The organism is Escherichia sp. TC-EC600-tetX4 (assembly GCF_019356055.1).
GTDB lineage: Bacteria > Pseudomonadota > Gammaproteobacteria > Enterobacterales > Enterobacteriaceae.
This window is the reverse complement of record NZ_CP079924.1, coordinates 895,307-916,540: the sequence shown is the minus strand read 5'-3', so window position 1 is coordinate 916,540 and position 21,234 is coordinate 895,307. Positions and strand designations below refer to the sequence as shown.

The 21,234-nt window shown below is 47.7% G+C and carries 21 protein-coding genes; 10 read left to right on the top strand and 11 right to left on the bottom strand.

The features are described 5' to 3' along the window. Window positions 1-102: 102 nt before the first annotated feature. Window positions 103-249: a protein YgdT gene (ygdT, locus tag KXD89_RS22415; RefSeq protein ID WP_000953278.1), complete on the bottom strand. Its 147-nt coding sequence runs from the start codon at window positions 247-249 to the stop codon at window positions 103-105. A 185-nt stretch (window positions 250-434) separates the two neighbouring features. On the opposite strand from ygdT, the gene mutH reads away from it, so the two are divergent. From mutH to KXD89_RS04405, 4 genes are all read left to right on the top strand, one after another. Then, the gene (gene mutH, locus KXD89_RS04420) at window positions 435-1,124 is read left to right on the top strand and encodes a DNA mismatch repair endonuclease MutH (protein ID WP_000082201.1); all 690 of its coding nucleotides are present in this window, start codon (window positions 435-437) and stop codon (window positions 1,122-1,124) included. A 68-nt stretch (window positions 1,125-1,192) separates the two neighbouring features. After that, entirely contained in the window at window positions 1,193-1,906 is a 714-nt protein-coding gene (locus tag KXD89_RS04415) for a TerC family protein (RefSeq protein ID WP_000895624.1), read from the top strand. A gap of 137 nt (window positions 1,907-2,043) precedes the next feature. Beyond that, entirely contained in the window at window positions 2,044-2,262 is a 219-nt protein-coding gene (gene ygdR, locus KXD89_RS04410) for a lipoprotein YgdR (protein ID WP_000758655.1), read from the top strand. Between the two features lie 107 nt (window positions 2,263-2,369). Next, window positions 2,370-3,410: an NADP(H)-dependent aldo-keto reductase gene (locus KXD89_RS04405; protein ID WP_001199295.1), complete on the top strand. Its 1,041-nt coding sequence runs from the start codon at window positions 2,370-2,372 to the stop codon at window positions 3,408-3,410. A 31-nt stretch (window positions 3,411-3,441) separates the two neighbouring features. On the opposite strand, the gene lplT is transcribed toward KXD89_RS04405, so the two are convergent. Then, on the bottom strand, window positions 3,442-4,635 hold the full coding sequence (gene lplT, locus KXD89_RS04400) for a lysophospholipid transporter LplT (RefSeq protein WP_000004616.1): 1,194 nt from the start codon (window positions 4,633-4,635) through the stop codon (window positions 3,442-3,444). Next, a complete protein-coding gene (aas, locus tag KXD89_RS04395; protein WP_000899054.1) occupies window positions 4,628-6,787 on the bottom strand; it encodes a bifunctional acyl-ACP--phospholipid O-acyltransferase/long-chain-fatty-acid--ACP ligase in 2,160 nt (719 codons plus the stop codon). The genes lplT and aas overlap by 8 nt, the downstream gene beginning before the upstream one ends. Window positions 6,788-7,371: 584 nt before the next feature. Between aas and galR the strand changes: the two genes are divergently transcribed. After that, window positions 7,372-8,403: an HTH-type transcriptional regulator GalR gene (galR, locus tag KXD89_RS04390; RefSeq protein WP_000201063.1), complete on the top strand. Its 1,032-nt coding sequence runs from the start codon at window positions 7,372-7,374 to the stop codon at window positions 8,401-8,403. 6 nt (window positions 8,404-8,409) lie between these two features. On the opposite strand, the gene lysA is transcribed toward galR, so the two are convergent. Then, complete coding sequence (gene lysA / locus KXD89_RS04385) at window positions 8,410-9,672, bottom strand: diaminopimelate decarboxylase (RefSeq protein ID WP_001120711.1); 1,263 nt, start codon at window positions 9,670-9,672, stop codon at window positions 8,410-8,412. 121 nt (window positions 9,673-9,793) lie between these two features. Here lysA and lysR point away from each other — a divergent pair, with 121 nt between their 5' ends. Next, the gene (gene lysR / locus KXD89_RS04380; RefSeq protein ID WP_000741825.1) at window positions 9,794-10,729 is read left to right on the top strand and encodes a DNA-binding transcriptional regulator LysR; all 936 of its coding nucleotides are present in this window, start codon (window positions 9,794-9,796) and stop codon (window positions 10,727-10,729) included. On the opposite strand, the gene ygeA is transcribed toward lysR, so the two are convergent. The 5 genes from ygeA to KXD89_RS04355 form a co-directional block, all read right to left on the bottom strand. Then, complete coding sequence (gene ygeA, locus KXD89_RS04375) at window positions 10,716-11,408, bottom strand: amino acid racemase (protein WP_000848659.1); 693 nt, start codon at window positions 11,406-11,408, stop codon at window positions 10,716-10,718. The genes lysR and ygeA overlap by 14 nt on opposite strands. A gap of 128 nt (window positions 11,409-11,536) precedes the next feature. Then, window positions 11,537-12,955, bottom strand: a complete 1,419-nt coding sequence (araE, locus tag KXD89_RS04370) for an arabinose-proton symporter AraE (RefSeq protein ID WP_000256438.1) — start codon at window positions 12,953-12,955, stop codon at window positions 11,537-11,539. Between the two features lie 314 nt (window positions 12,956-13,269). Further along, a complete protein-coding gene (gene kduD, locus KXD89_RS04365) occupies window positions 13,270-14,031 on the bottom strand; it encodes a 2-dehydro-3-deoxy-D-gluconate 5-dehydrogenase KduD (protein ID WP_000603502.1) in 762 nt (253 codons plus the stop codon). 29 nt (window positions 14,032-14,060) lie between these two features. Next, window positions 14,061-14,897, bottom strand: a complete 837-nt coding sequence (kduI, locus tag KXD89_RS04360; RefSeq protein ID WP_000383237.1) for a 5-dehydro-4-deoxy-D-glucuronate isomerase — start codon at window positions 14,895-14,897, stop codon at window positions 14,061-14,063. Between the two features lie 286 nt (window positions 14,898-15,183). After that, on the bottom strand, window positions 15,184-16,365 hold the full coding sequence (locus tag KXD89_RS04355) for an acetyl-CoA C-acetyltransferase (protein ID WP_000656030.1): 1,182 nt from the start codon (window positions 16,363-16,365) through the stop codon (window positions 15,184-15,186). Window positions 16,366-16,619: 254 nt separating this feature from the next. Between KXD89_RS04355 and KXD89_RS04350 the strand changes: the two genes are divergently transcribed. The 4 genes from KXD89_RS04350 (at window position 16,620) to yqeJ (ending at window position 20,559) form a co-directional block, all read left to right on the top strand. After that, the gene (locus KXD89_RS04350) at window positions 16,620-17,849 is read left to right on the top strand and encodes an amino acid permease (RefSeq protein ID WP_000065950.1); all 1,230 of its coding nucleotides are present in this window, start codon (window positions 16,620-16,622) and stop codon (window positions 17,847-17,849) included. A 459-nt stretch (window positions 17,850-18,308) separates the two neighbouring features. Beyond that, window positions 18,309-18,941: a helix-turn-helix transcriptional regulator gene (locus KXD89_RS04345; RefSeq protein ID WP_001336169.1), complete on the top strand. Its 633-nt coding sequence runs from the start codon at window positions 18,309-18,311 to the stop codon at window positions 18,939-18,941. Between the two features lie 333 nt (window positions 18,942-19,274). Then, the gene (locus KXD89_RS04340; RefSeq protein ID WP_001300710.1) at window positions 19,275-20,084 is read left to right on the top strand and encodes a transcriptional regulator; all 810 of its coding nucleotides are present in this window, start codon (window positions 19,275-19,277) and stop codon (window positions 20,082-20,084) included. After that, entirely contained in the window at window positions 20,077-20,559 is a 483-nt protein-coding gene (gene yqeJ, locus KXD89_RS04335) for a protein YqeJ (RefSeq protein ID WP_000568339.1), read from the top strand. Before KXD89_RS04340 ends, yqeJ begins: the two co-directional genes overlap by 8 nt. Window positions 20,560-20,591: 32 nt before the next feature. Here the strand turns inward: yqeJ and KXD89_RS04330 are convergent, their stop codons facing one another. Both KXD89_RS04330 and yqeK read right to left on the bottom strand, forming a co-directional pair. Next, the gene (locus KXD89_RS04330) at window positions 20,592-20,672 is read right to left on the bottom strand and encodes a hypothetical protein (RefSeq protein ID WP_000655820.1); all 81 of its coding nucleotides are present in this window, start codon (window positions 20,670-20,672) and stop codon (window positions 20,592-20,594) included. A gap of 35 nt (window positions 20,673-20,707) precedes the next feature. Then, entirely contained in the window at window positions 20,708-21,133 is a 426-nt protein-coding gene (yqeK, locus tag KXD89_RS04325; protein WP_072647323.1) for a protein YqeK, read from the bottom strand. Window positions 21,134-21,234: the final 101 nt, after the last annotated feature.

The following is a 21,234-nucleotide window of genomic DNA, read 5'->3' as shown; positions in this document are numbered from 1 at the left end:
TAAAATATTCATTATCAGTCAATGCATTACATGTAATTTTAGTAATGAAAAAGAGTAATTCGTGACCCAGGTCACACCTCTCATTTACGGGTTGGCGAAAGATCAACCAATGCCGTATTTATCCACAGAATGTGCCACTAAGTTAAGCACTGAACCACTAAAAACTGGAGTTTCGTCGCACGTCAAGGCTGTAAATGGAAACAGTAGTGGAGGTTTTTCACAGTTATCCCAGCTTTCTGTGGATAACATGGTGTAAGATCCTGTTTATTTTCAGTGACCAGATTTGGAAAACCCGTTGCAGTGTTGCGCAACTCGATTACCGGCAACCTAAAAAGCAATATAAATCAGAGAATTGAACAACGCATGTGGAAAAAGTTACACTGCGAATATTCGGCACATAATTGCTGTTTGTTTTTTAATCAAGGTATCATGACATGTCCCAACCTCGCCCACTGCTCTCTCCTCCCGAAACTGAAGAACAGTTGTTAGCGCAAGCACAGCAACTTTCTGGTTATACATTGGGAGAACTGGCGGCACTTGTCGGGCTGGTTACGCCAGAGAATTTAAAACGCGATAAAGGCTGGATTGGCGTGTTACTGGAGATCTGGCTAGGTGCCAGCGCAGGGAGTAAACCTGAGCAAGATTTTGCTGCTCTGGGCGTGGAACTTAAAACTATCCCTGTGGATAGTCTTGGTCGTCCGCTGGAAACAACATTCGTTTGTGTTGCCCCGTTAACGGGCAATAGCGGGGTGACCTGGGAAACCAGCCACGTGCGCCACAAACTCAAACGCGTACTGTGGATACCGGTTGAAGGCGAGCGCAGCATCCCGCTGGCGCAGCGTCGCGTTGGATCACCGTTGCTGTGGAGCCCGAATGAAGAGGAAGACCGGCAGCTACGCGAAGACTGGGAAGAATTAATGGATATGATTGTTCTCGGTCAGGTTGAGCGGATTACCGCTCGTCACGGGGAGTATTTACAGATACGACCGAAAGCAGCGAATGCGAAAGCGCTTACCGAAGCCATTGGTGCCCGGGGCGAACGGATTCTGACGCTGCCACGCGGCTTTTATTTGAAGAAGAATTTCACCAGTGCACTACTGGCCCGTCATTTTCTGATCCAGTAGCCATCGCTTTGACCTGCCGCTTTCCGGGCATATAATTACCGCTTCATTTTTTTGGCAGGGCTTTTTAGATGTTATTTGCATGGATAACCGATCCTAACGCCTGGCTTGCGCTCGGTACGCTGACGCTGCTGGAGATCGTTCTTGGGATCGACAATATTATTTTCCTTTCTCTGGTGGTGGCAAAGCTTCCCACAGCACAACGTGCTCATGCGCGCCGTCTGGGGTTGGCGGGAGCCATGGTTATGCGTCTGGCGCTGCTGGCATCAATCGCCTGGGTTACGCGCCTGACAAATCCGCTTTTTACAATATTCAGTCAGGAAATTTCTGCCCGTGATTTGATTCTGCTTCTGGGTGGCTTGTTCCTTATCTGGAAAGCCAGCAAGGAAATCCACGAATCCATTGAAGGTGAAGAAGAAGGGCTGAAAACACGCGTTTCATCATTCCTCGGCGCTATCGTGCAGATTATGCTGCTGGATATTATCTTTAGCCTCGACTCGGTGATTACGGCTGTGGGTCTGTCAGATCACCTGTTTATTATGATGGCAGCCGTGGTGATTGCCGTAGGCGTGATGATGTTCGCCGCGCGCTCGATTGGTGATTTTGTCGAACGCCATCCTTCGGTAAAAATGCTGGCGCTCTCTTTCCTGATTCTGGTGGGCTTTACCCTGATTCTGGAAAGTTTCGACATCCACGTACCGAAAGGTTACATCTACTTCGCGATGTTCTTCTCTATTGCGGTTGAAAGCCTCAACTTGATTCGCAACAAAAAGAATCCGCTCTGATACTCCGTACGCTCTCCTGCGGGAGGGCGTACTCACTCCTTTTACCCTCACAGTTTAAGATTTTCCTGCTTTCAAGATATATAACGTCGGTTTATAAACAGACTATTATCATAGGTAGGCCAAATGAGGATAACCGGATGAAAAAATGGGCAGTAATAATTTCTGCAGTCGGACTGGCGTTTGCTGTTTCCGGGTGTTCCAGTGATTACGTCATGGCGACCAAAGATGGCCGTATGATTTTGACCGATGGAAAACCTGAAATTGATGATGATACCGGGCTGGTGAGTTATCACGATCAGCAAGGTAACGCGATGCAAATTAACCGTGATGATGTTTCGCAAATTATTGAACGTTAACAAATAAGGTCAGCATCCGGCTGGCCTTAAGATTTTTCTCTTTCCCTTTTCCCTTCCCTCTGCCATTTTTATATTCCTTATGTCGTGATTATAAAAAGGAAACGGCTATGCAATATCACCGTATACCCCACAGTTCGCTGGAAGTCAGCACGCTGGGGCTTGGCACGATGACGTTTGGTGAACAGAACAGCGAAGCCGACGCCCACGCACAACTCGACTATGCCGTCGCTCAGGGCATTAACCTTATCGACGTTGCCGAAATGTACCCAGTACCTCCGCGCCCCGAAACGCAAGGGTTAACCGAAACCTACGTCGGCAACTGGCTGGCGAAACATGGCAGCCGCGAAAAGTTAATTATCGCCTCCAAAGTGAGCGGACCGTCGCGCAATAATGACAAGGGCATCCGCCCGGATCAGGCGCTGGATCGGAAGAATATCCGCGAAGCGCTGCATGACAGCCTCAAGCGCCTACAGACTGATTACCTCGATCTTTATCAGGTGCACTGGCCGCAGCGCCCGACCAACTGCTTCGGCAAACTCGGTTATAGCTGGACGGATTCTGCGCCTGCGGTTTCGCTGCTGGATACGCTGGACGCACTGGCAGAGTACCAACGCGCGGGAAAAATTCGTTATATCGGCGTGTCGAACGAAACTGCATTTGGCGTAATGCGCTACCTGCATCTGGCGGACAAACACGATCTGCCGCGTATTGTCACCATTCAGAACCCTTACAGTCTGTTAAACCGCAGTTTTGAAGTAGGTCTGGCAGAAGTCAGCCAGTATGAAGGGGTCGAACTGCTGGCCTATTCGTGCCTGGGTTTCGGCACGCTGACCGGGAAATATCTCAATGGTGCAAAACCCGCTGGCGCACGTAATACGCTCTTTAGTCGGTTCACCCGCTATAGCGGTGAGCAAACGCAAAAAGCCGTCGCGGCGTATGTTGATATCGCCAGACGTCATGGCCTGGACCCTGCTCAGATGGCGCTCGCGTTTGTACGCCGTCAACCGTTTGTTGCCAGCACTCTGCTGGGCGCAACCACGATGGATCAGCTGAAAACTAACATCGAAAGTTTGCATCTGGAGTTAAGCGAAGACGTATTAGCTGAAATTGAAGCGGTGCATCAGGTTTATACTTATCCGGCACCATAAGATTAACGCCGGTTAAAACCGGCGTTAAATATTAATGACGGCGCTGCCAGATCCACAGCGCCGTTATTGCCAGCGCAAACAGCGCACCGAAGCCAATGCCAATGGGCACGACCGGGATGCCTATCATTACCGCCAGCGAGTAAATGCCCAGCATCAACAACATGGCGCTGTTTTCGCCAAGGTTTTGTACTGCAATCGCATTCCCCGCCCCGACGCTTTTTTTACCCCGCTCCTGTAGCAACGCATTGAGCGGAACGACAAAAAAGCCCCCCATCACGCCAATCAGCATCAACAAGGCATAGGCTGGCAGCAGCTCGTGTTGCAGGGAAAAAATCAGTACCACCACGCCAATCAAAATCCCGGCTGGCATACAGCGTGACACGGTTTCCAGCGTAACTAACTTCGCTGCCGCACCTGCGCCAACCACGATACCAATCGCTACCATCGCGTTGAGATAGGTGGGCGTAGCGTTATCGGTAATGCCCAGCGCCACCGGTACCCACAGCACCAACAGGAAACGCAGCGTGACACCCGCTCCCCAGAATAAACTGGTGCCCACCAGCGAAAAACGCGTTTCACCATTGCGCCATAGCGAGGTGCAGGCATTCAGGAAACTGCGGGTCATGTTGATGAGATTCCAGGACTGCCCCGGACGCGCCGCCGCCAGTTTGGGAATGTAGATATTGGCAACGACCGCACCACCGTAGGCCAGTGCGCATGCGGCCAGGGCGACGAGGACATGCCAGTCAGCCAGCACACCACCGGCTACGGAACCGAGCAAAATCGCCGCTATGGTAGAAGCTTCCATTAAACCGTTAGCTTTCACTAACTTACTACCCGTGGTTAATTCGCCGAGAATACCGTATTTCGCCGGTGAATAGGCTGCAGCACCAACACCCACCAGCGTATAGCCGAGAAACGGATTGATACCAAAGCAGATACTGGCTGCGCCCAGCAGCTTCAGGCCGTTGGCAAACATCATCACCCGGCCTTTGGCGAAGCTATCCGCCACCTGCCCGACAAACGGCGCAAAAAGAATGTAAGCACCTACAAACACCATTTGCAGGATGGGCTGGCTCCACTCCGGATAGAACTGCGCTTTCAGTAACGCCAGAGTGGCAAACAGTAGGGCATTATCGCCAAACGCAGAGAGAAACTGCGCCACGATAACCGCTTTCATCCCCTTCGACCACAACGAAGTGTTAGTGTGCACTGACTCACTCATCGTGTTGTTCCGCTTCGTCTACCCAGCTTTTCAACGTGACAAAGTCAGGTTTGCCGCTGCCAAGTAATGGCATCTGTTTCAGATAGCGAATATCGCGCGGTACAGCAAGCTCCGGCACGCCGTGCTCGCGGGCATACTGTTGCAACTTATCGCGCGTCAGTTCGTTATCTGTGGTGAAAAGCACCAGTGCCTCGCCTTTGCTGGCATCGCTCTTAATCGCAGTGGCATGGACTTTATCTGGCGAAACACCAAGTGCCAGTTGTTCCACCATTTCCAGCGACACCATTTCGCCTGCAATTTTGGCAAAGCGTTTTGCGCGGCCCTGAATCTGCACAAAGCCCTGCTCGTCAAAACGCACAATATCGCCAGTGTCATACCAGCCGCGCTCCATTTCGCCGCGAACATTCTCGGCGGTGGGCACTTCCAGTACACCTGGCTTCTCCACCCGCAGATAGCCGTTCATTATGTTCGGCCCTTTCAGTTGCAGGCGTCCGCCCTCTTCGATACCAGGGACCGACAACAGGCGCGCATCCATTCCTGGTAGAATACGCCCTACCGTACCGGGTTTCGCCGCCATCGGTACGTTGATAGAAACGACAGGCGCGCATTCGGTCACGCCGTAGCCTTCAAGGATGCGCAGGCCAAATTTATCCTGCCAAAGCTGTTTGGTACTTTCTTGTAATTTTTCTGCGCCTGCCACCACATAGCGTAGACGATAGAAGTCATACGGGTTGGCGAAACGCGCGTAGTGACCGAGGAAAGTCGAGGTGCCGAACAACACGGTGCAACTGCGGTCATACACCAACTCCGGCACAATGCGGTAATGCAGCGGGCTTGGATAAAGGAACACTTCTGCACCTGTAAGCAGTGGCGTAAACAGGCCTACCGTCAGCCCAAAGGAGTGAAACAGCGGTAACGCCGACATAAAGCGATCGTTGGTGGTGAAGTCGGCAATCGTTTTAATCTGCTCGACATTCGCCAGAATGCTTTTATGGCTATGGACGACGCCTTTCGGATGGCCTTCAGAACCGGAGGTAAAAAGGATCAGCGCCTCTTCTTCCGGCTGCTGTTTAACCTGTGCCAGACGCGGCATCAGCAAATGAGCGAAGATCCATACTTTGTCGGCAGTGGTGACATCTGCTTTTAAATCTTCCAGATAGACCCAGCGCACCTGAGTAAGTTGCTCCGGCAGATGCCAGAGTTTGCCTTTATCGAGAAACTGGCGGGAAGTGAAGATGGTTTTGATTTCAGCCGCCGTAATAGCACTGGTCAGCCCTTTTACCCCGGCAGTGTAGTTCATCATTGCGGGCATGCGGCGACGGGCGATGGCCCCAAAAATCACTGCCGCACTGATGCCTGCATTGGGCAGCATTAAGCCGATGCGTTCGCCTTCAACACTGTATTTTTCAAGGATGCGTCCAACAAACAGCGTTTTCGTAAGCAATTTGCGATAGGAGTCTGGGGTAAAGTTGACGTCTTCGACACATTTCTTCCCGGCTCCGAAGCGGTACATTGCACTCAGTAAAGATTCGTACAGCGTTTCACGCGGGCGCACCGCCATTCGCGCTTCCATCATTATTTGATGCAGCATTTCGCCAGCGATTTTGCGACGGTCACGGGCACGCGGCGCATCCGGCATCGCCACCTGCGTTGGTGGCAAAATATGCAGAGTAATTTGCGGGAACAAGCGACGTTTAACCAGACCTTTCAGGCGGCTGAAGTGCGTAAGTTCCGCCCCTTCAATACGCACAGGAATAACCGTTGCACCAGACTTCGCCGCGACAAAACCCGCGCCATCGTAGATTTTCATCAGCGAGCCTGTCGTGGTGATGCGTCCTTCAGGGAAAATCACCACTGGTCGGCCCTGTTCCACCAGACGTACCAGATGTTTAATAGCCATAGGTTGCGTCGGGTCGAGAGGAACAAAGTCGATAAATGATTTCAGCCAACGCATATACCACTGTTGGCTTATTGAGGTGTAAACGGCAAACACTGGACGCACAGGTAAAAACAGTCCAAGCAAAATGCCATCAATAAAAGAGACGTGATTAGGCGTAATTAGAACGCGCTCGCCCTTCAGTGCCTGGGTGTCACCCGTAACGCGAACGCGATACAAAACACGGCACAAATTTCGAAAAAAGCTAAAAAGCATTCCAACTCCCTTTGCTCTGATTCAGTAAAAGCGAATGGAGGGAGATTACACGAGATAAAGAACGCGAGCGACAGTAAATTAGGTGCGAAAAAAAACCTGCGCATCCGCGCAGGTTGGTGCAAGAGACAGGGTACGAAGAGCGTACCGAATAATCTCACCAATCAATACCTCTGGGATCTTGATTGTGGTCTGCACGACGACTCTTCGCCAGCGAGAAAACGCAAAGGAATGAAGGGAAATGCAACGAGGTGTGTAAATTGTCGGTTACTGTTACAGATTGATGACCGGCAAAAAAAACCTGCGCATCTGCGCAGGCTGGTGTAATTCATGTGCTCAACCCGAAGTTGACTTCACCTATCAATACCTCTGGGATCACCACTTTAGCAACCTGAAGCCAAACGCCACCAGCGGTCAATCGCAACAGCGTTTCGCAAAGTGTAACCAAAGGTTTGCAATCTCTTTTTTTGTCTTACTTATTTGCGTTTGGCTCACATTCCCACGATGAAAACACGCCACCCCTTGAACCAACGGGCGTTTTCCGTAACACTGAAAGAATGTAAGCGTTTACCCACTAAGGTATTTTCATGGCGACCATAAAGGATGTAGCCCGACTGGCAGGCGTTTCAGTCGCCACCGTTTCCCGCGTCATTAATAATTCACCCAAAGCCAGCGAAGCTTCCCGGCTGGCTGTGCATAGTGCAATGGAGTCTCTTAGCTATCACCCGAACGCCAACGCCCGTGCGCTGGCGCAGCAGACCACTGAAACGGTCGGTCTGGTCGTTGGTGATGTTTCCGATCCGTTTTTCGGTGCAATGGTGAAAGCGGTCGAACAGGTGGCTTATCACACCGGTAATTTTTTATTGATTGGCAACGGTTACCACAACGAACAAAAAGAGCGTCAGGCCATTGAGCAACTGATCCGCCATCGCTGTGCTGCGTTGGTCGTCCATGCCAAAATGATCCCGGATGCTGATTTAGCCTCATTAATGAAACAAATGCCCGGTATGGTGCTGATCAACCGTATCCTGCCTGGCTTTGAAAACCGTTGTATTGCTCTGGACGATCGTTACGGTGCCTGGCTGGCAACGCGTCATTTAATTCAGCAAGGTCATACCCGCATTGGTTATCTGTGCTCTAACCACTCTATTTCTGACGCCGAAGATCGTCTGCAAGGGTATTACGATGCCCTTGCTGAAAGTGGTATTGCGGCCAATGACCGGCTGGTGACATTTGGCGAACCAGACGAAAGCGGCGGCGAACAGGCAATGACCGAGCTTTTGGGACGAGGAAGAAATTTCACTGCGGTAGCCTGTTATAACGATTCAATGGCGGCGGGTGCGATGGGCGTTCTCAATGATAATGGTATTGATGTACCGGGTGAGATTTCGTTAATTGGCTTTGATGATGTGCTGGTGTCACGCTATGTGCGTCCGCGCCTGACCACCGTGCGTTACCCAATCGTGACGATGGCGACCCAGGCTGCCGAACTGGCTTTGGCGCTGGCGGATAATCGCCCTCTCCCGGAAATCACTAATGTCTTTAGTCCGACGCTGGTACGTCGTCATTCAGTGTCAACTCCGTCGCTGGAGGCAAGTCATCATGCAACCAGCGACTAACCGCAGTTAAAGCAATTCCAGCGCCAGTAATTCTTCGATGGTCTGGCGACGGCGAATCAACCGCGCCTGACCATTATCAAACAGAACTTCTGGTAACAGCGGACGGCTATTGTAGTTGGATGACATTGATGCGCCATATGCCCCTGTATCATGCAGTACCAGATAATCACCTGCCTTCACTTCCGGCAAGGCGCGGGTTTCAACATTTCCCCCTTCCTGCTGGGTAAAGACATCGCCCGATTCACATAACGGTCCGGCGACGACGGTTTCCACCGTTGGCGCGTGTTCCAGAGAACGACCATCAGCTGCCAGGGCACTGATATGGTGGTAACTACCGTACATTGCCGGGCGCATCAGATCGTTGAACCCGGCATCAACCAGCACAAAGTGGCGGCTCCCCATTTGTTTGACGCTCCGCACCTGAGTAATTAATACGCCAGACTGCGCTACCAGGAAGCGACCCGGTTCAATTTCCAGTTTCACAGGGTGGCCCAAATGGCGGGCGATTTGCTCACGCGCGGCATTCCACAGACCATAATAATGTTCGGTATCAACCGCCTCTTCACCCTGTTGATAAGGAACAGAAAGCCCACCGCCCGCAGAAATAGCCTGTAAATCCTGACCGAATTCGATGACCTGACGCACCATAGCACCACACACCTGTTCCAGATGGGCATAATCAACGCCAGAACCAATGTGCATGTGAATGCCGACCAGCTGCAGATGATGACGTTGTATCACGTCCAGTGCGGCGGGCAGATCGGTGTACCAGATACCGTGCTTGCTGTTTTCGCCACCGGTATTGGTTTTTTGGCTATGTCCGTGACCAAACCCCGGATTAACGCGCAGCCATACCCGATGCCCTGGCGAAACCTGGCCCAGTTGGTCGAGCATATCAACAGAACCCGCATTCACCGGAATTTGCAATTCACTGACGCGTTCAAGCGTCGCCTGATCGATAACATCTGCCGTAAAAACAATATCATCGGGGTGCGTTTGCGGATTGTAACCCGCCGCCAACGCACGCTCTATTTCGCCTAACGAGACGGAATCCACTTTCACGCCCTGCTCACGCATTAAGCGCAAAATATGAATATTGGAACAGGCTTTCTGTGCAAAGCGCACCACATCAAACTGTTTCAGCGCTGCAATCTGCCGACGAATAATTTGCGCATCGTAGACCCACACCGGGCAGCCAAATTCAGCGGGCAAACGCAGCAGATTTTCGGCGGTGAGATCGGTATCGGTGCTGAACAGTGAATGTGGCATAACAAACTCCAGATAAGTGCTTTTTTATGATTACGCCACATCATAAAAAGAATAAAAAATATCGATTTATGTCGAGTCTATGCAAAAATGATATGGATTACCGGATTGCGAGAGAGCGCTAATGGCCGCCGTTAACTTACGTCATATTGAAATTTTTCATGCGGTAATGACCGCCGGAAGCCTGACTGAGGCGGCACACCTGCTACACACCTCACAGCCAACCGTCAGCCGCGAACTTGCGCGCTTTGAGAAGGTGATCGGGCTGAAATTGTTTGAGCGCGTACGTGGGCGATTACATCCTACCGTGCAAGGACTGCGTCTGTTTGAAGAAGTGCAACGATCCTGGTACGGACTGGATCGCATTGTCAGCGCCGCAGAAAGTCTGCGCGAGTTTCGCCAGGGAGAACTGTCTATTGCCTGCCTGCCGGTCTTTTCGCAATCTTTTTTACCGCAGCTCCTGCAACCCTTTCTGGCACGTTATCCCGATGTCAGCTTAAATATCGTGCCCCAGGAATCACCGCTACTTGAAGAGTGGCTCTCGGCCCAGCGTCATGATTTAGGACTCACTGAAACGCTCCATACGCCTGCGGGAACAGAACGTACCGAATTACTCTCTTTAGATGAAGTGTGTGTGTTACCTCCGGGTCATCCGCTGGCGGTAAAAAAGGTATTAACGCCGGATGATTTTCAGGGTGAGAACTACATCAGCCTTTCCCGTACTGACAGCTATCGCCAGTTGCTGGATCAGCTATTTACTGAACATCAGGTTAAACGACGCATGATCGTAGAAACCCACAGCGCCGCGTCAGTCTGCGCAATGGTACGGGCGGGGGTAGGTATTTCGGTGGTTAACCCGCTCACCGCACTAGATTATGCGGCAAGCGGTTTAGTGGTGCGGCGGTTCAGTATTGCGGTTCCGTTCACCGTCAGCCTGATCCGCCCCCTGCACCGCCCGTCATCAGCGCTGGTTCAGGCGTTTAGTGGGCATTTACAAGCGGGGTTACCGAAACTGGTCACTTCTCTTGACGCTATTTTGTCGTCAGCTACGACAGCATAAAAGCGACAGCATCCTCGGCATGGATCGCCGCGGTATCAAACACAGGCAAAACACTGCGCTCTTCTGGCACCAGTAAACCAATTTCTGTGCAGCCAAAAATGACGCCCTGTGCGCCCTGTTCTGCAAGGCGAGCAATCACTTGCGCACAATAAGCGCGTGACGCTTCGGTAAATTGCCCCAGACACAGTTCTTCAAAAATAATCTGATTAATTTTCGCCCGTTCATCCGCTTCAGGAATAAGACAATTGATGGAAAATTGTTCCGTCAGCCGCCCGCGATAAAAATCCTGTTCCATGGTGTAACGCGTACCCAGCAGCGCCACACGAGTCATTCCGGCCCCGGTAATTGCACGTCCGGTGGCATCCGCAATGTGTAAGAAAGGCAGAGTGCAACGTGACTCAATGGCATCCGCCACTTTATGCATCGTATTGGTACATAGCACAATACCTTCTGCGCCCGCCCGCTGTAAGCCAAGCGCCGCCTCAGCCAGAATGTCCCCGGTTTTATCCCATTCCCCGCGACGCTGGCACTCTTCTATTTCATGAAAATCGACGCTATGTAGCAGCACTTGCGCAGAGTGAAGCCCACCAAGCCGCTGTTTAATGCCTTCATTTATCAAACGATAGTAAGGAATGGTGGATTCCCAGCTCATTCCTCCCAGCAAACCAATTGTTTTCATTCCTCTCTCCTGATGTGTGTTACCGCAACAAGGCTGAATAAGGAACGAGACAAACGCCTCAACGGCCAAGTGCCCAATCTCTATTAACGAAAAAAGGGCCGGATGTACAGCACATCCGGCCCGTGAAATCAGACGCCGATATTTCTCAACTTCTCGCCTGCCATCAGTTTGCGTTCGATATGTTCCAGCGTGACATTTTTGGTTTCCGGAATGAGCCAGAAAGTAATGCCCACAAACGCAATGTTCAGCGCAGTGTAGAGCCAGAACGTACCGGCAGCGCCAATGCTATCAAGCAGTGTCAGGAAGGTCGCGCCGATAATCATATTCGACACCCAGTTCGTGGTGGTCGAACAGGTAATACCGAAATCGCGGCATTTCAGCGGCTGAATTTCAGAGCACAGGATCCACACCACTGGCGCGGCGCTCATCGCATAACCGGCAATACACATCATCGTCATGCCAACAGAGAGCCAGGACAAGCCACTGGAAGCCGTACCGTTATCAAACTGCATCAGGCAATAGCCCAGCACCAGAGTGCCTAACGCCATCACGCTGAAACCAATTTTCAGAGCCGGTTTACGCCCTGCTTTATCTACCGTAAACACCGCAATAAAGGTGGCGAACATAAAGGTCAGCCCTACGACCAGAGTCGCAATCATCTGTTGTTCTGTGGTCGTAAAGCCCGCCATTTTGAAGATACGCGGCGCGTAGTACATGATGATGTTCATACCGGTAAACTGCTGCATCGCCTGCAACAACATACCGAGAAACACAGCACGACGGACGTTACGGTTGATCTTAAACAGTGCCCAACCGCCCTGTTTTAACTTCAGGCTTTCACGAATTTCGTTGAGTTCTTCTCGCGCTTTTTCCGACGTATCGCGCAGCATACGCAATACTTCTTCCGCCTCAATATGACGCCCCTTTTCCGCCAGCCAGCGCGGGCTATTTGGCAGGAAGACTACCAGAATAATCAGCAGAACTGCTGGTAAAGCAAGAACCCCCAACATTGCGCGCCAGTTACCGCTATAACTGAACGCTGTATCGGATAAAAACGCCAGCACGATGCCGAGTGTGACCATCAACTGGTACATACTGATCATCTTACCGCGAACGTTTTCACTTGCCATTTCAGAAAGATACAGAGGAGCGGTGTAAGACGCGATCCCGACAGCAATGCCCAGCACCACACGAGCGGCGATTAACATCTCTACGCTGGTCGCAAAAGCGGACCCTATAGAACCGAGTACAAACAGGATGGCCCCCGCCATCAGGCTGTATTTACGCCCCAGGCGGAACGACAGCCAACCATTAAACAGCGCACCAATTGCTGCACCGAGCATCATGCTACTAACCACCCATTCCTGCAAACGACTGGTCAGCACAAAGTGATCGGTAATGAACGGCAACGCTCCGGCGATTACGCCGATATCAAGACCAAATAACAATCCTGCGACCGCAGCAGCTACCGAAACAAACATATTCATACGCCGCGTATCCCGCAAAGAACGTGGCGTTAAAGCAGATTCCGTATTGATAGTAACCATTTTTTCCTGCCAGCAGAGAGTAAGACATAGTGAAAAAATACGTGAACAACTCACGCAGGTGTCAGGTCGGAAACAGCATAAATATGGATTAAATTGCTGCGACATGTCGTTATGTGATGGATATTCCAATTTTCAAATTAAGTTGAATTATTGAGATTATTATTAACCACCTAATTTTACAGCAGATAAAATTCATAAAGTTCATTAATTGATAATTAATATGGATTATTTCATAACCATGATATGGATTATGATGATCTACAGGTATAAAAAACCCTGCCATGCGGCAGGGTCATAAAAGTAAGAAGAATGAATTAACGCGCCAGCCAACCGCCATCCACGGCAATGGTATAACCATTCACATAATCTGAAGCGCTGGAGGCAAGGAACACTATCGGCCCCATCAGGTCACTCGGCAGTCCCCAACGACCAGCTGGAATGCGGTCGAGAATTTCCGCGCTACGTTGTTCATCTGCCCGTAGTTGTTGAGTATTGTTGGTCGCCATGTAACCCGGGGCTATCGCATTAACATTAATGTTGTGTTTAGCCCATTCGTTCGCCATCAATCGCGTCACACCCATCACGCCGCTTTTTGATGCGGTATAAGAAGGCACACGGATCCCGCCCTGGAAGGAGAGCATTGACGCGATATTGATAATCTTGCCGCCATTGCCTTGCGCGATAAAGTGTTTCGCCGCTGCCTGAGACATGAAGAATACGCTCTTGATATTCAGGTTCATGACATCGTCCCAGTCCTTTTCGCTGAACTCGAGAGCATCTTCGCGGCGAATCAATCCGGCGTTATTCACCAGGATATCAATATGACCAAACTCCGCTACCGCGCGATCCAGCAGTGCTGGAATACCATCAATCTTTCGCAGATCGGCGGTCAGGCTTAAAAAACGACGCCCCAGCGCTGTGACCTGCTCGATGGTTTCAGTCGGTTCAACGATGTTAATGCCAACAATGTCACAGCCCGCTTGCGCCAGCCCCAACGCCATCCCCTGACCCAGTCCAGTATCACAACCAGTGACGACCGCAACTTTACCTTCGAGAGAAAATGCACTTAAAATCATAACAATACCTTATTCGTTTATGCCCACAACTAGCGCAAATCTTTAACGGCCACATGGTCCATATCATCAAAGACCTGGTTTTCACCGACCATGCCCCAGATAAAGGTATAAGCTTTGGTTCCGACACCGGAATGGATCGACCAGCTCGGGGAGATCACCGCCTGCTCGTTATGCATCACAATATGACGCGTTTCTTGCGGCTGCCCCATCATGTGGAAAACGCAGGCGTCATCATCCATATTGAAATAGAAATAAACTTCCATCCGGCGCTCGTGGGTGTGACACGGCATGGTGTTCCACAAGTTACCCGGAGCCAGCTCCGTCAGCCCCATACTCAATTGGCAGGTTTCCAGTACATCCGGGACAAAATATTTGTTAATCGTGCGACGGTTACTGGTGAGGTTATCGCCTAACGTGACTGGAGATACTTCGTCCGGTGTGACTTTTTTGGTGGGATACGTCGTATGCGCGGGTGCGCAATTGTAATAAAACTTCGCCGGAGTGCCGGTATCAATACTGGCAAAGACAACTTCTTTTGCACCTTTACCAACATACAGGGCGTCGCGGTGACCGATTTCATAGCATTGGCCATCGACAGTAATCGTACCGGCACCGCCAATATTGATAACACCTAACTCGCGACGTTCAAGGAAATAGCTTACGCCGAGTTGTTTACCAACTTCCCCGCCAACGGAAACCGTTTTAGTTATCGGCATAATGCCGCCAACAATAATTCGGTCAATGTGGCTGTAAACCATGGTGTACTCATCGGCGACAAATACCTTTTCAACCAAAAATTCATTGCGCAGCCCTTGGGTATCCAGCGTTTTTGCGTGCGCACTGTGGATGCTCTGTCTTACGTCCACATCAACCTCCGATAATCAGTGAAGCGTGAAAATAGAAAACGATAGTGAAACACTGTTTCGTTTTCTCTATAAAGGGATGATATGCCCATGGGCTAGGGTTTTCAATTAAAAATAAAACAATGTTTCATTTTTAAGTTAAGGATTAAAAAAAGTGCAGTGTCGATCACGAATATGTCATGAGAATGGAAAAATGAGGGAGCCCAGAAAATGTATGTCGACTTGCCAGCCATCATTATTCAACAGATTAATGACGGCAGATATTTATCGGTAAGGAGGAAATGCAGAGCTATTCGTCACGTTCAATGGTCAATGCCACACCCTGGCCCCCGCCGATACAAAGCGTTGCCAGTCCTTTGCGGGCATTACGTTTCACCATTTCATGAACCAGAGAAACCAGGATTCGGCAACCGGAAGCGCCTATCGGGTGACCGAGTGCGATCGCGCCACCATTGACATTGACCCGACGCTCATCCCACTCAAGCATCTTGCCAACCGAAAGCGCCTGTGCAGCAAACGCTTCATTAGCCTCGATAAGATCGACTTCAGCCAACTGCCAGCCTACACGCTCCAGGCAACGGCGGGTCGCATACACCGGCGCAATTCCCATCAATGCCGGATCTACACCAACGCTGGCAAATGCGCGAATGCGGGCCAGCACGGGTAAATTCAACGCTCGTGCTTTGGCTTCGCTCATCATCATTACCGCAGCTGCGCCATCGTTTATGGATGATGCATTACCCGCTGTCACAGAACCGAGACTATCAAATGAAGGATTTAAACGGGCTAAGCCTTCTGCGCTGGCGTCAGTGCGTGGCTGTTCATCGGTATCAACAACCAACGTCTGCCCGTTACTTTGGGTCATTACCGGGACGATCTCATCTTTAAATCGTCCGGCGTCAATCGCCGCTCGCGCTTTTTGTTGCGAGCTAAGTGCGTAAGCATCCTGCAACTGACGGCTGATGCCATATTCGCGAGCCAGATTTTCGGCGGTGACACCAATATGATAATCATTGAAGGCATCCCACAACCCATCATGCACAAGACTGTCAACCAACTGGCTATTGCCAAGCTGTGCACCGGTGCGGCTATCAGTCAGAACATGTGGTGCGCGGCTCATGTTTTCCTGGCCACCGGCGATGACAATATCAGCCTCGCCACACTGTATCGCCTGAGTAGCCAGATGCAGTGCTTTAAGCCCGGAACCGCAAACGTCATTAATAGTGATTGCAGAAACGCTATTAGGCAGACCACCTTTAATAGCCGATTGCCTTGCCGGATTCTGCCCTGCCCCTGCAGTCAACACCTGACCAAGAATTACTTCATCCACCGCATATGCAGGAACGCCGGTACGTTCTATTAACGCTTTCACGACCAGACTACCAAGTTCCACGGCGGAATGACCCGCTAACGCACCACGAAAGCAGCCGATAGGTGTCCGTAACGCCCCGACAATCACAACGTCTTTCATCACAACCTCGCACCAATTAACAGTGCAATAGTAAATGATTGTTAATTACAGTTATCTTAATTGTTTAAAAAAAGTGATTTTTATCACAAAGGAAATATGCCTGAGCAGCAGTCAGAGACATAACTGGCACGTAAGGTTTGCAACCACTAACCCACCAATAGAGGGGTAGATAGGGCGTTAATCTCCCATACTTAACCTGGTTTATGGTAAATTGCCCTCCATTTTGTTTAATTTGTAGATGATACGTTCAGATAATGTCTAATATTTGGTCTAAAGAAGAAACTCTGTGGAGTTTCGCGCTCTACGGCACAGCCGTTGGTGCAGGCACGCTCTTCCTTCCTATTCAGTTAGGTTCGGCAGGGGCTGTGGTCCTGTTTATTACTGCTCTGGTCGCCTGGCCTTTAACATATTGGCCACATAAAGCCTTGTGCCAGTTCATCCTCTCATCAAAAACATCAGCAGGTGAAGGGATAACGGGCGCGGTAACACACTACTATGGCAAGAAGATTGGTAATCTGATTACCACGCTGTACTTCATCGCCTTTTTTGTCGTCGTGTTGATATATGCAGTGGCAATTACCAACTCACTTACGGAACAGCTGGCAAAGCATATGGTTATTGATCTTCGCATCCGTATGTTGGTGAGTCTGGGTGTTGTATTAATTCTGAATCTCATTTTTCTGATGGGACGTCATGCCACTATTCGGGTAATGGGATTTTTGGTATTCCCATTGATTGCCTATTTCTTATTTCTTTCCATTTACCTTGTCGGTAGTTGGCAACCTGATCTATTAACAACCCAGGTAGAGTTCAATCAGAATACCCTTCACCAGATATGGATATCGATTCCCGTGATGGTTTTCGCCTTTAGCCATACGCCCATTATTTCTACGTTTGCCATAGACAGACGTGAAAAATATGGCGAACACGCTATGGATAAATGCAAAAAAATTATGAAAGTCGCTTATCTCATCATCTGCATAAGTGTACTGTTCTTTGTCTTTAGCTGCCTGCTTTCTATTCCACCTTCGTATATTGAAGCTGCTAAAGAAGAAGGGGTCACCATTTTATCGGCGCTTTCTATGCTGCCGAACGCCCCAGCATGGTTGTCAATTTCCGGGATTATTGTCGCAGTAGTTGCGATGTCGAAATCATTCCTGGGTACGTACTTTGGCGTTATTGAAGGTGCCACAGAGGTCGTCAAAACAACACTACAGCAGGTTGGTGTAAAGAAAAGTCGTGCATTTAACCGCGCACTATCAATTATGTTGGTATCGCTGATTACCTTCATTGTTTGTTGCATTAACCCGAACGCGATTTCGATGATTTACGCGATCAGCGGCCCGCTCATTGCCATGATACTTTTCATCATGCCTACGCTGTCAACGTATCTCATCCCGGCGCTTAAACCCTGGCGTTCCATCGGAAATCTGATTACGCTGATCGTGGGTATCCTGTGCGTATCGGTAATGTTCTTTAGCTAATATCAGTTGTGGATGGTTCAAAATTGCTACAATTTTGAACCATTCCATTTTTCATAATATTCATTTGTTATTATTCCACCCTATCACTTCTCTCGTCATATCCTAGTATTATCAGTTAGTTAAACACACAAAGAGATCTGAACATCTTAAATAAGACTATTTAAGATGCATAACTTAGATTCGCAAGATATCTTCTGGTCATTCAAAAACAATTTGCGATATAGATATTCTTATACCATGAGATAGTTATCTGGACCGCTCTCAACCATGCAAGATTAAATCAGTGAAACATAATCATATTTGATAACGAGAAATGCATTTTTAAATGCCTTACTCAGAATTATAGCAAATACAGATTAATCGCAATTTTTCCCGGCAAAATTACAAAATCATGGTGTATTGACATCATCAATAACCAATGAAATTATGCAATTATATACGGATAGGGAGGTTCTTAACATGGGGCTTTGTAGTCGTTATAAAAGTCTTACATGCAATAGTTGCTCAATGCATTGCCAAATAATGCCAGAAGAGTCACCGCGTTTGCAGTATTGCGCAAACTCGTGTTTTTGTATGTGGCCCGAAGAAAGTTCATATTTTAATCGTGGTGTGGTAGAAGGTATCTTAACAAAAAACCACAATGCGAGATTAAGCGGATATATTTTTGTCGATTTTTCAGTAAGTTTTTTACGTCTATTCCTTGAAAAAGACTGGATTGACTATCTTGCAAGTACTGACATGGGGATTGTTTTAGTCAGCGACCGCAATATGCAATCGTTAGCTAATTACTGGCGAAAACACAACTCAGCAATATCTGCTGTCATATATAATGATGATGGTCTTGATGTTGCCAATGAAAAGATCAGACAACTATTTATTGGTCGTTATTTATCATTTACCGGAGGTAACACATTAACTCAGATGGAATTCACCATAATGGGGTATATGGTTTCTGGTTATAATCCATATCAGATTGCTGAAGTTCTGGATATGGATATCCGTAGCATCTACGCGTACAAGCAACGAATCGAAAAGAGAATGGGTGGTAAAATAAACGAATTATTTATTCGTTCACATTCGGTCCAACATTGATACTCAACGACCAGCCAGAATCATACTCTGTTTATACGGGCATTTATTGAAATGTCCGTATTTTATAAATAGGCCGTCCCCTCAAGAGTAAACACCATAGTATTTAAAACCATCACACGAAAAATTCAGAAGCATTACGAAATATGAATTTACAAACAATAGTGGCATAAATGTTAACCATGTTAATTTACGTAAAGTTTTACGTTGCAACATTAAAGCCTCATTTCAATCATCATGATAAATATAAAATTAATATATATTTATGCCGTAAATACCAATATACTTAGCAAACTATGTGATCTCCATTTCGATTGATTTAGTGTTTATTGACGTATGTACTGGATTATTAACGATAATATCGAGTTCTGGCCTGAGCACCGAAAATTAATATCGGTACATAACGCCGATCTTAACGTCGTTCTGACAACGCCAGCCAGTCGATGTTTATCACTTCTACTTGAAGCTTTTCCTGATGTGGTTGCACAACAAGATTTTTTCACCAGAGTCTGGGAAGAAGAAGGTATGCGTGTGCCTACTAACACGTTATATCAGAACATATCCATTATCAGACGCGGATTTCGCGCTGTTGGTGATACTACCCACTCGCTAATTGCAACCGTGCCGAGAAGAGGATTCAAGATCCATAATGACATTAACATACAAAATCATGTAATAAACTCGTCAACAGACGCACATACACACAATGCCCCACCTGCCATAAAAGTTAATGCGGGATACAAAGAGAGCATTGGTGGCGCAAAGAATTTCAATAACAAAATCCTCAAACATATAAAAAGTCATCTAATTATGTTGAGCGCATTTGTCATAGGCGCATATTCTGCATATTGGCTATGGAATAATAATCAACCGAAGCCATTTTTCAAGGATTACAAGACTGTTGCGGAAATTAATGGCTGCCATTTTAATGTAACAGAAGATACAATTGATGGGTTGAAAGAGTTCGATAAATATAAAACACGGATACTGGATTCGGGGATTAACTGTAAAAAACATCCGTGGTTATACTTCCCTCTTGCAAAATCCTCACCGGGGATGATTGTTATGGCATGCAATAAAAACTATAACCAACATGAAGTGGCAAACTGTTTAACCCTGTCTTACCGTGAGGTTAATCGTGATTGATTATAAAAAAAACTTATTATTTATTTTAGTTTTTATCAGTGGGTTTATTCTCTTCACTGTCTATTCTTACACTGCAGAAAAAATGATATATAACGAAACATGCACTGCAAATTGGGTAATTTTTAATGACCAGGGACGAGCAAATCTTACCATCGACTTTATGTATAACAAAAAAAATAAAACAGGAACTGTTGCGTTGAGTGGAACCTGGCAACAAGGTAACAGAGAAAGTAAATCAATACGGCGAAATATTGAATACACATGGATTGAAAACTATGACACAGCCCATTTAACATCAAAGAAAGTTAATAAGTTTGAGATTATGGATCAAGTTGATGATGATAGACTTGCACAACTTATTCCTGATTTTTATGTCTTTCCAGAAAAAAGTGTAAGCTATAATATACTAAAGCAAGGTAAGCATGCTTTTATTTTGAGCATTGGTAACAGAGCAATAATGCATTGTGCAAGGTAAACTAAAATAGATAACAAAAAGATGGAACCTCGTTAATCATAAAACAATAAAATTAAATATTCTCGCAGTATATGGCAGTCTAAAGCATCAAAGATTTGATCAACATCTTTCATTTTAGACATCTCCTTGCAATGTAAAATATCATGTATCAACAACATCTGATGCAAATCCATGAGTCGAACTCGACATTCATCTTAGCTCGATTATTATTCCTTCGTACAGTCGATGTAAACAATACAGAAAGAGGATTATTAAGAACCAGTTTACTCAGTGAATCAATAGAGGAAAGGACTAACGTTTCTTTAAAAGAATTGATTTCATCATCTGTTAAACTAAACTCATCATTGACAGATCGTGAGATATAACTGTTTTTAACTTTACTCTTTACGTTGACTTTATTGACAGAATTAACATTCACATATCTTGAATTTAATGTCCATGATGTTGTTTGCGTGAGAACATTCTCAGCATTAAGGAATTTTTTTAACGGAATCCTTGGTTTCTTTTTCGAGTCCGAATTTACAATATCATGCATATAGACCATTTCATGAATCTGCGAAAATTCAATGTCCATTGTATACCTCACATTTTTACCGTGACTCGATGTTACTGTTCAATAATCACCTTCCATCAATACTAAAATTAATACCCCTAATGTGCCGATAACAAATATAG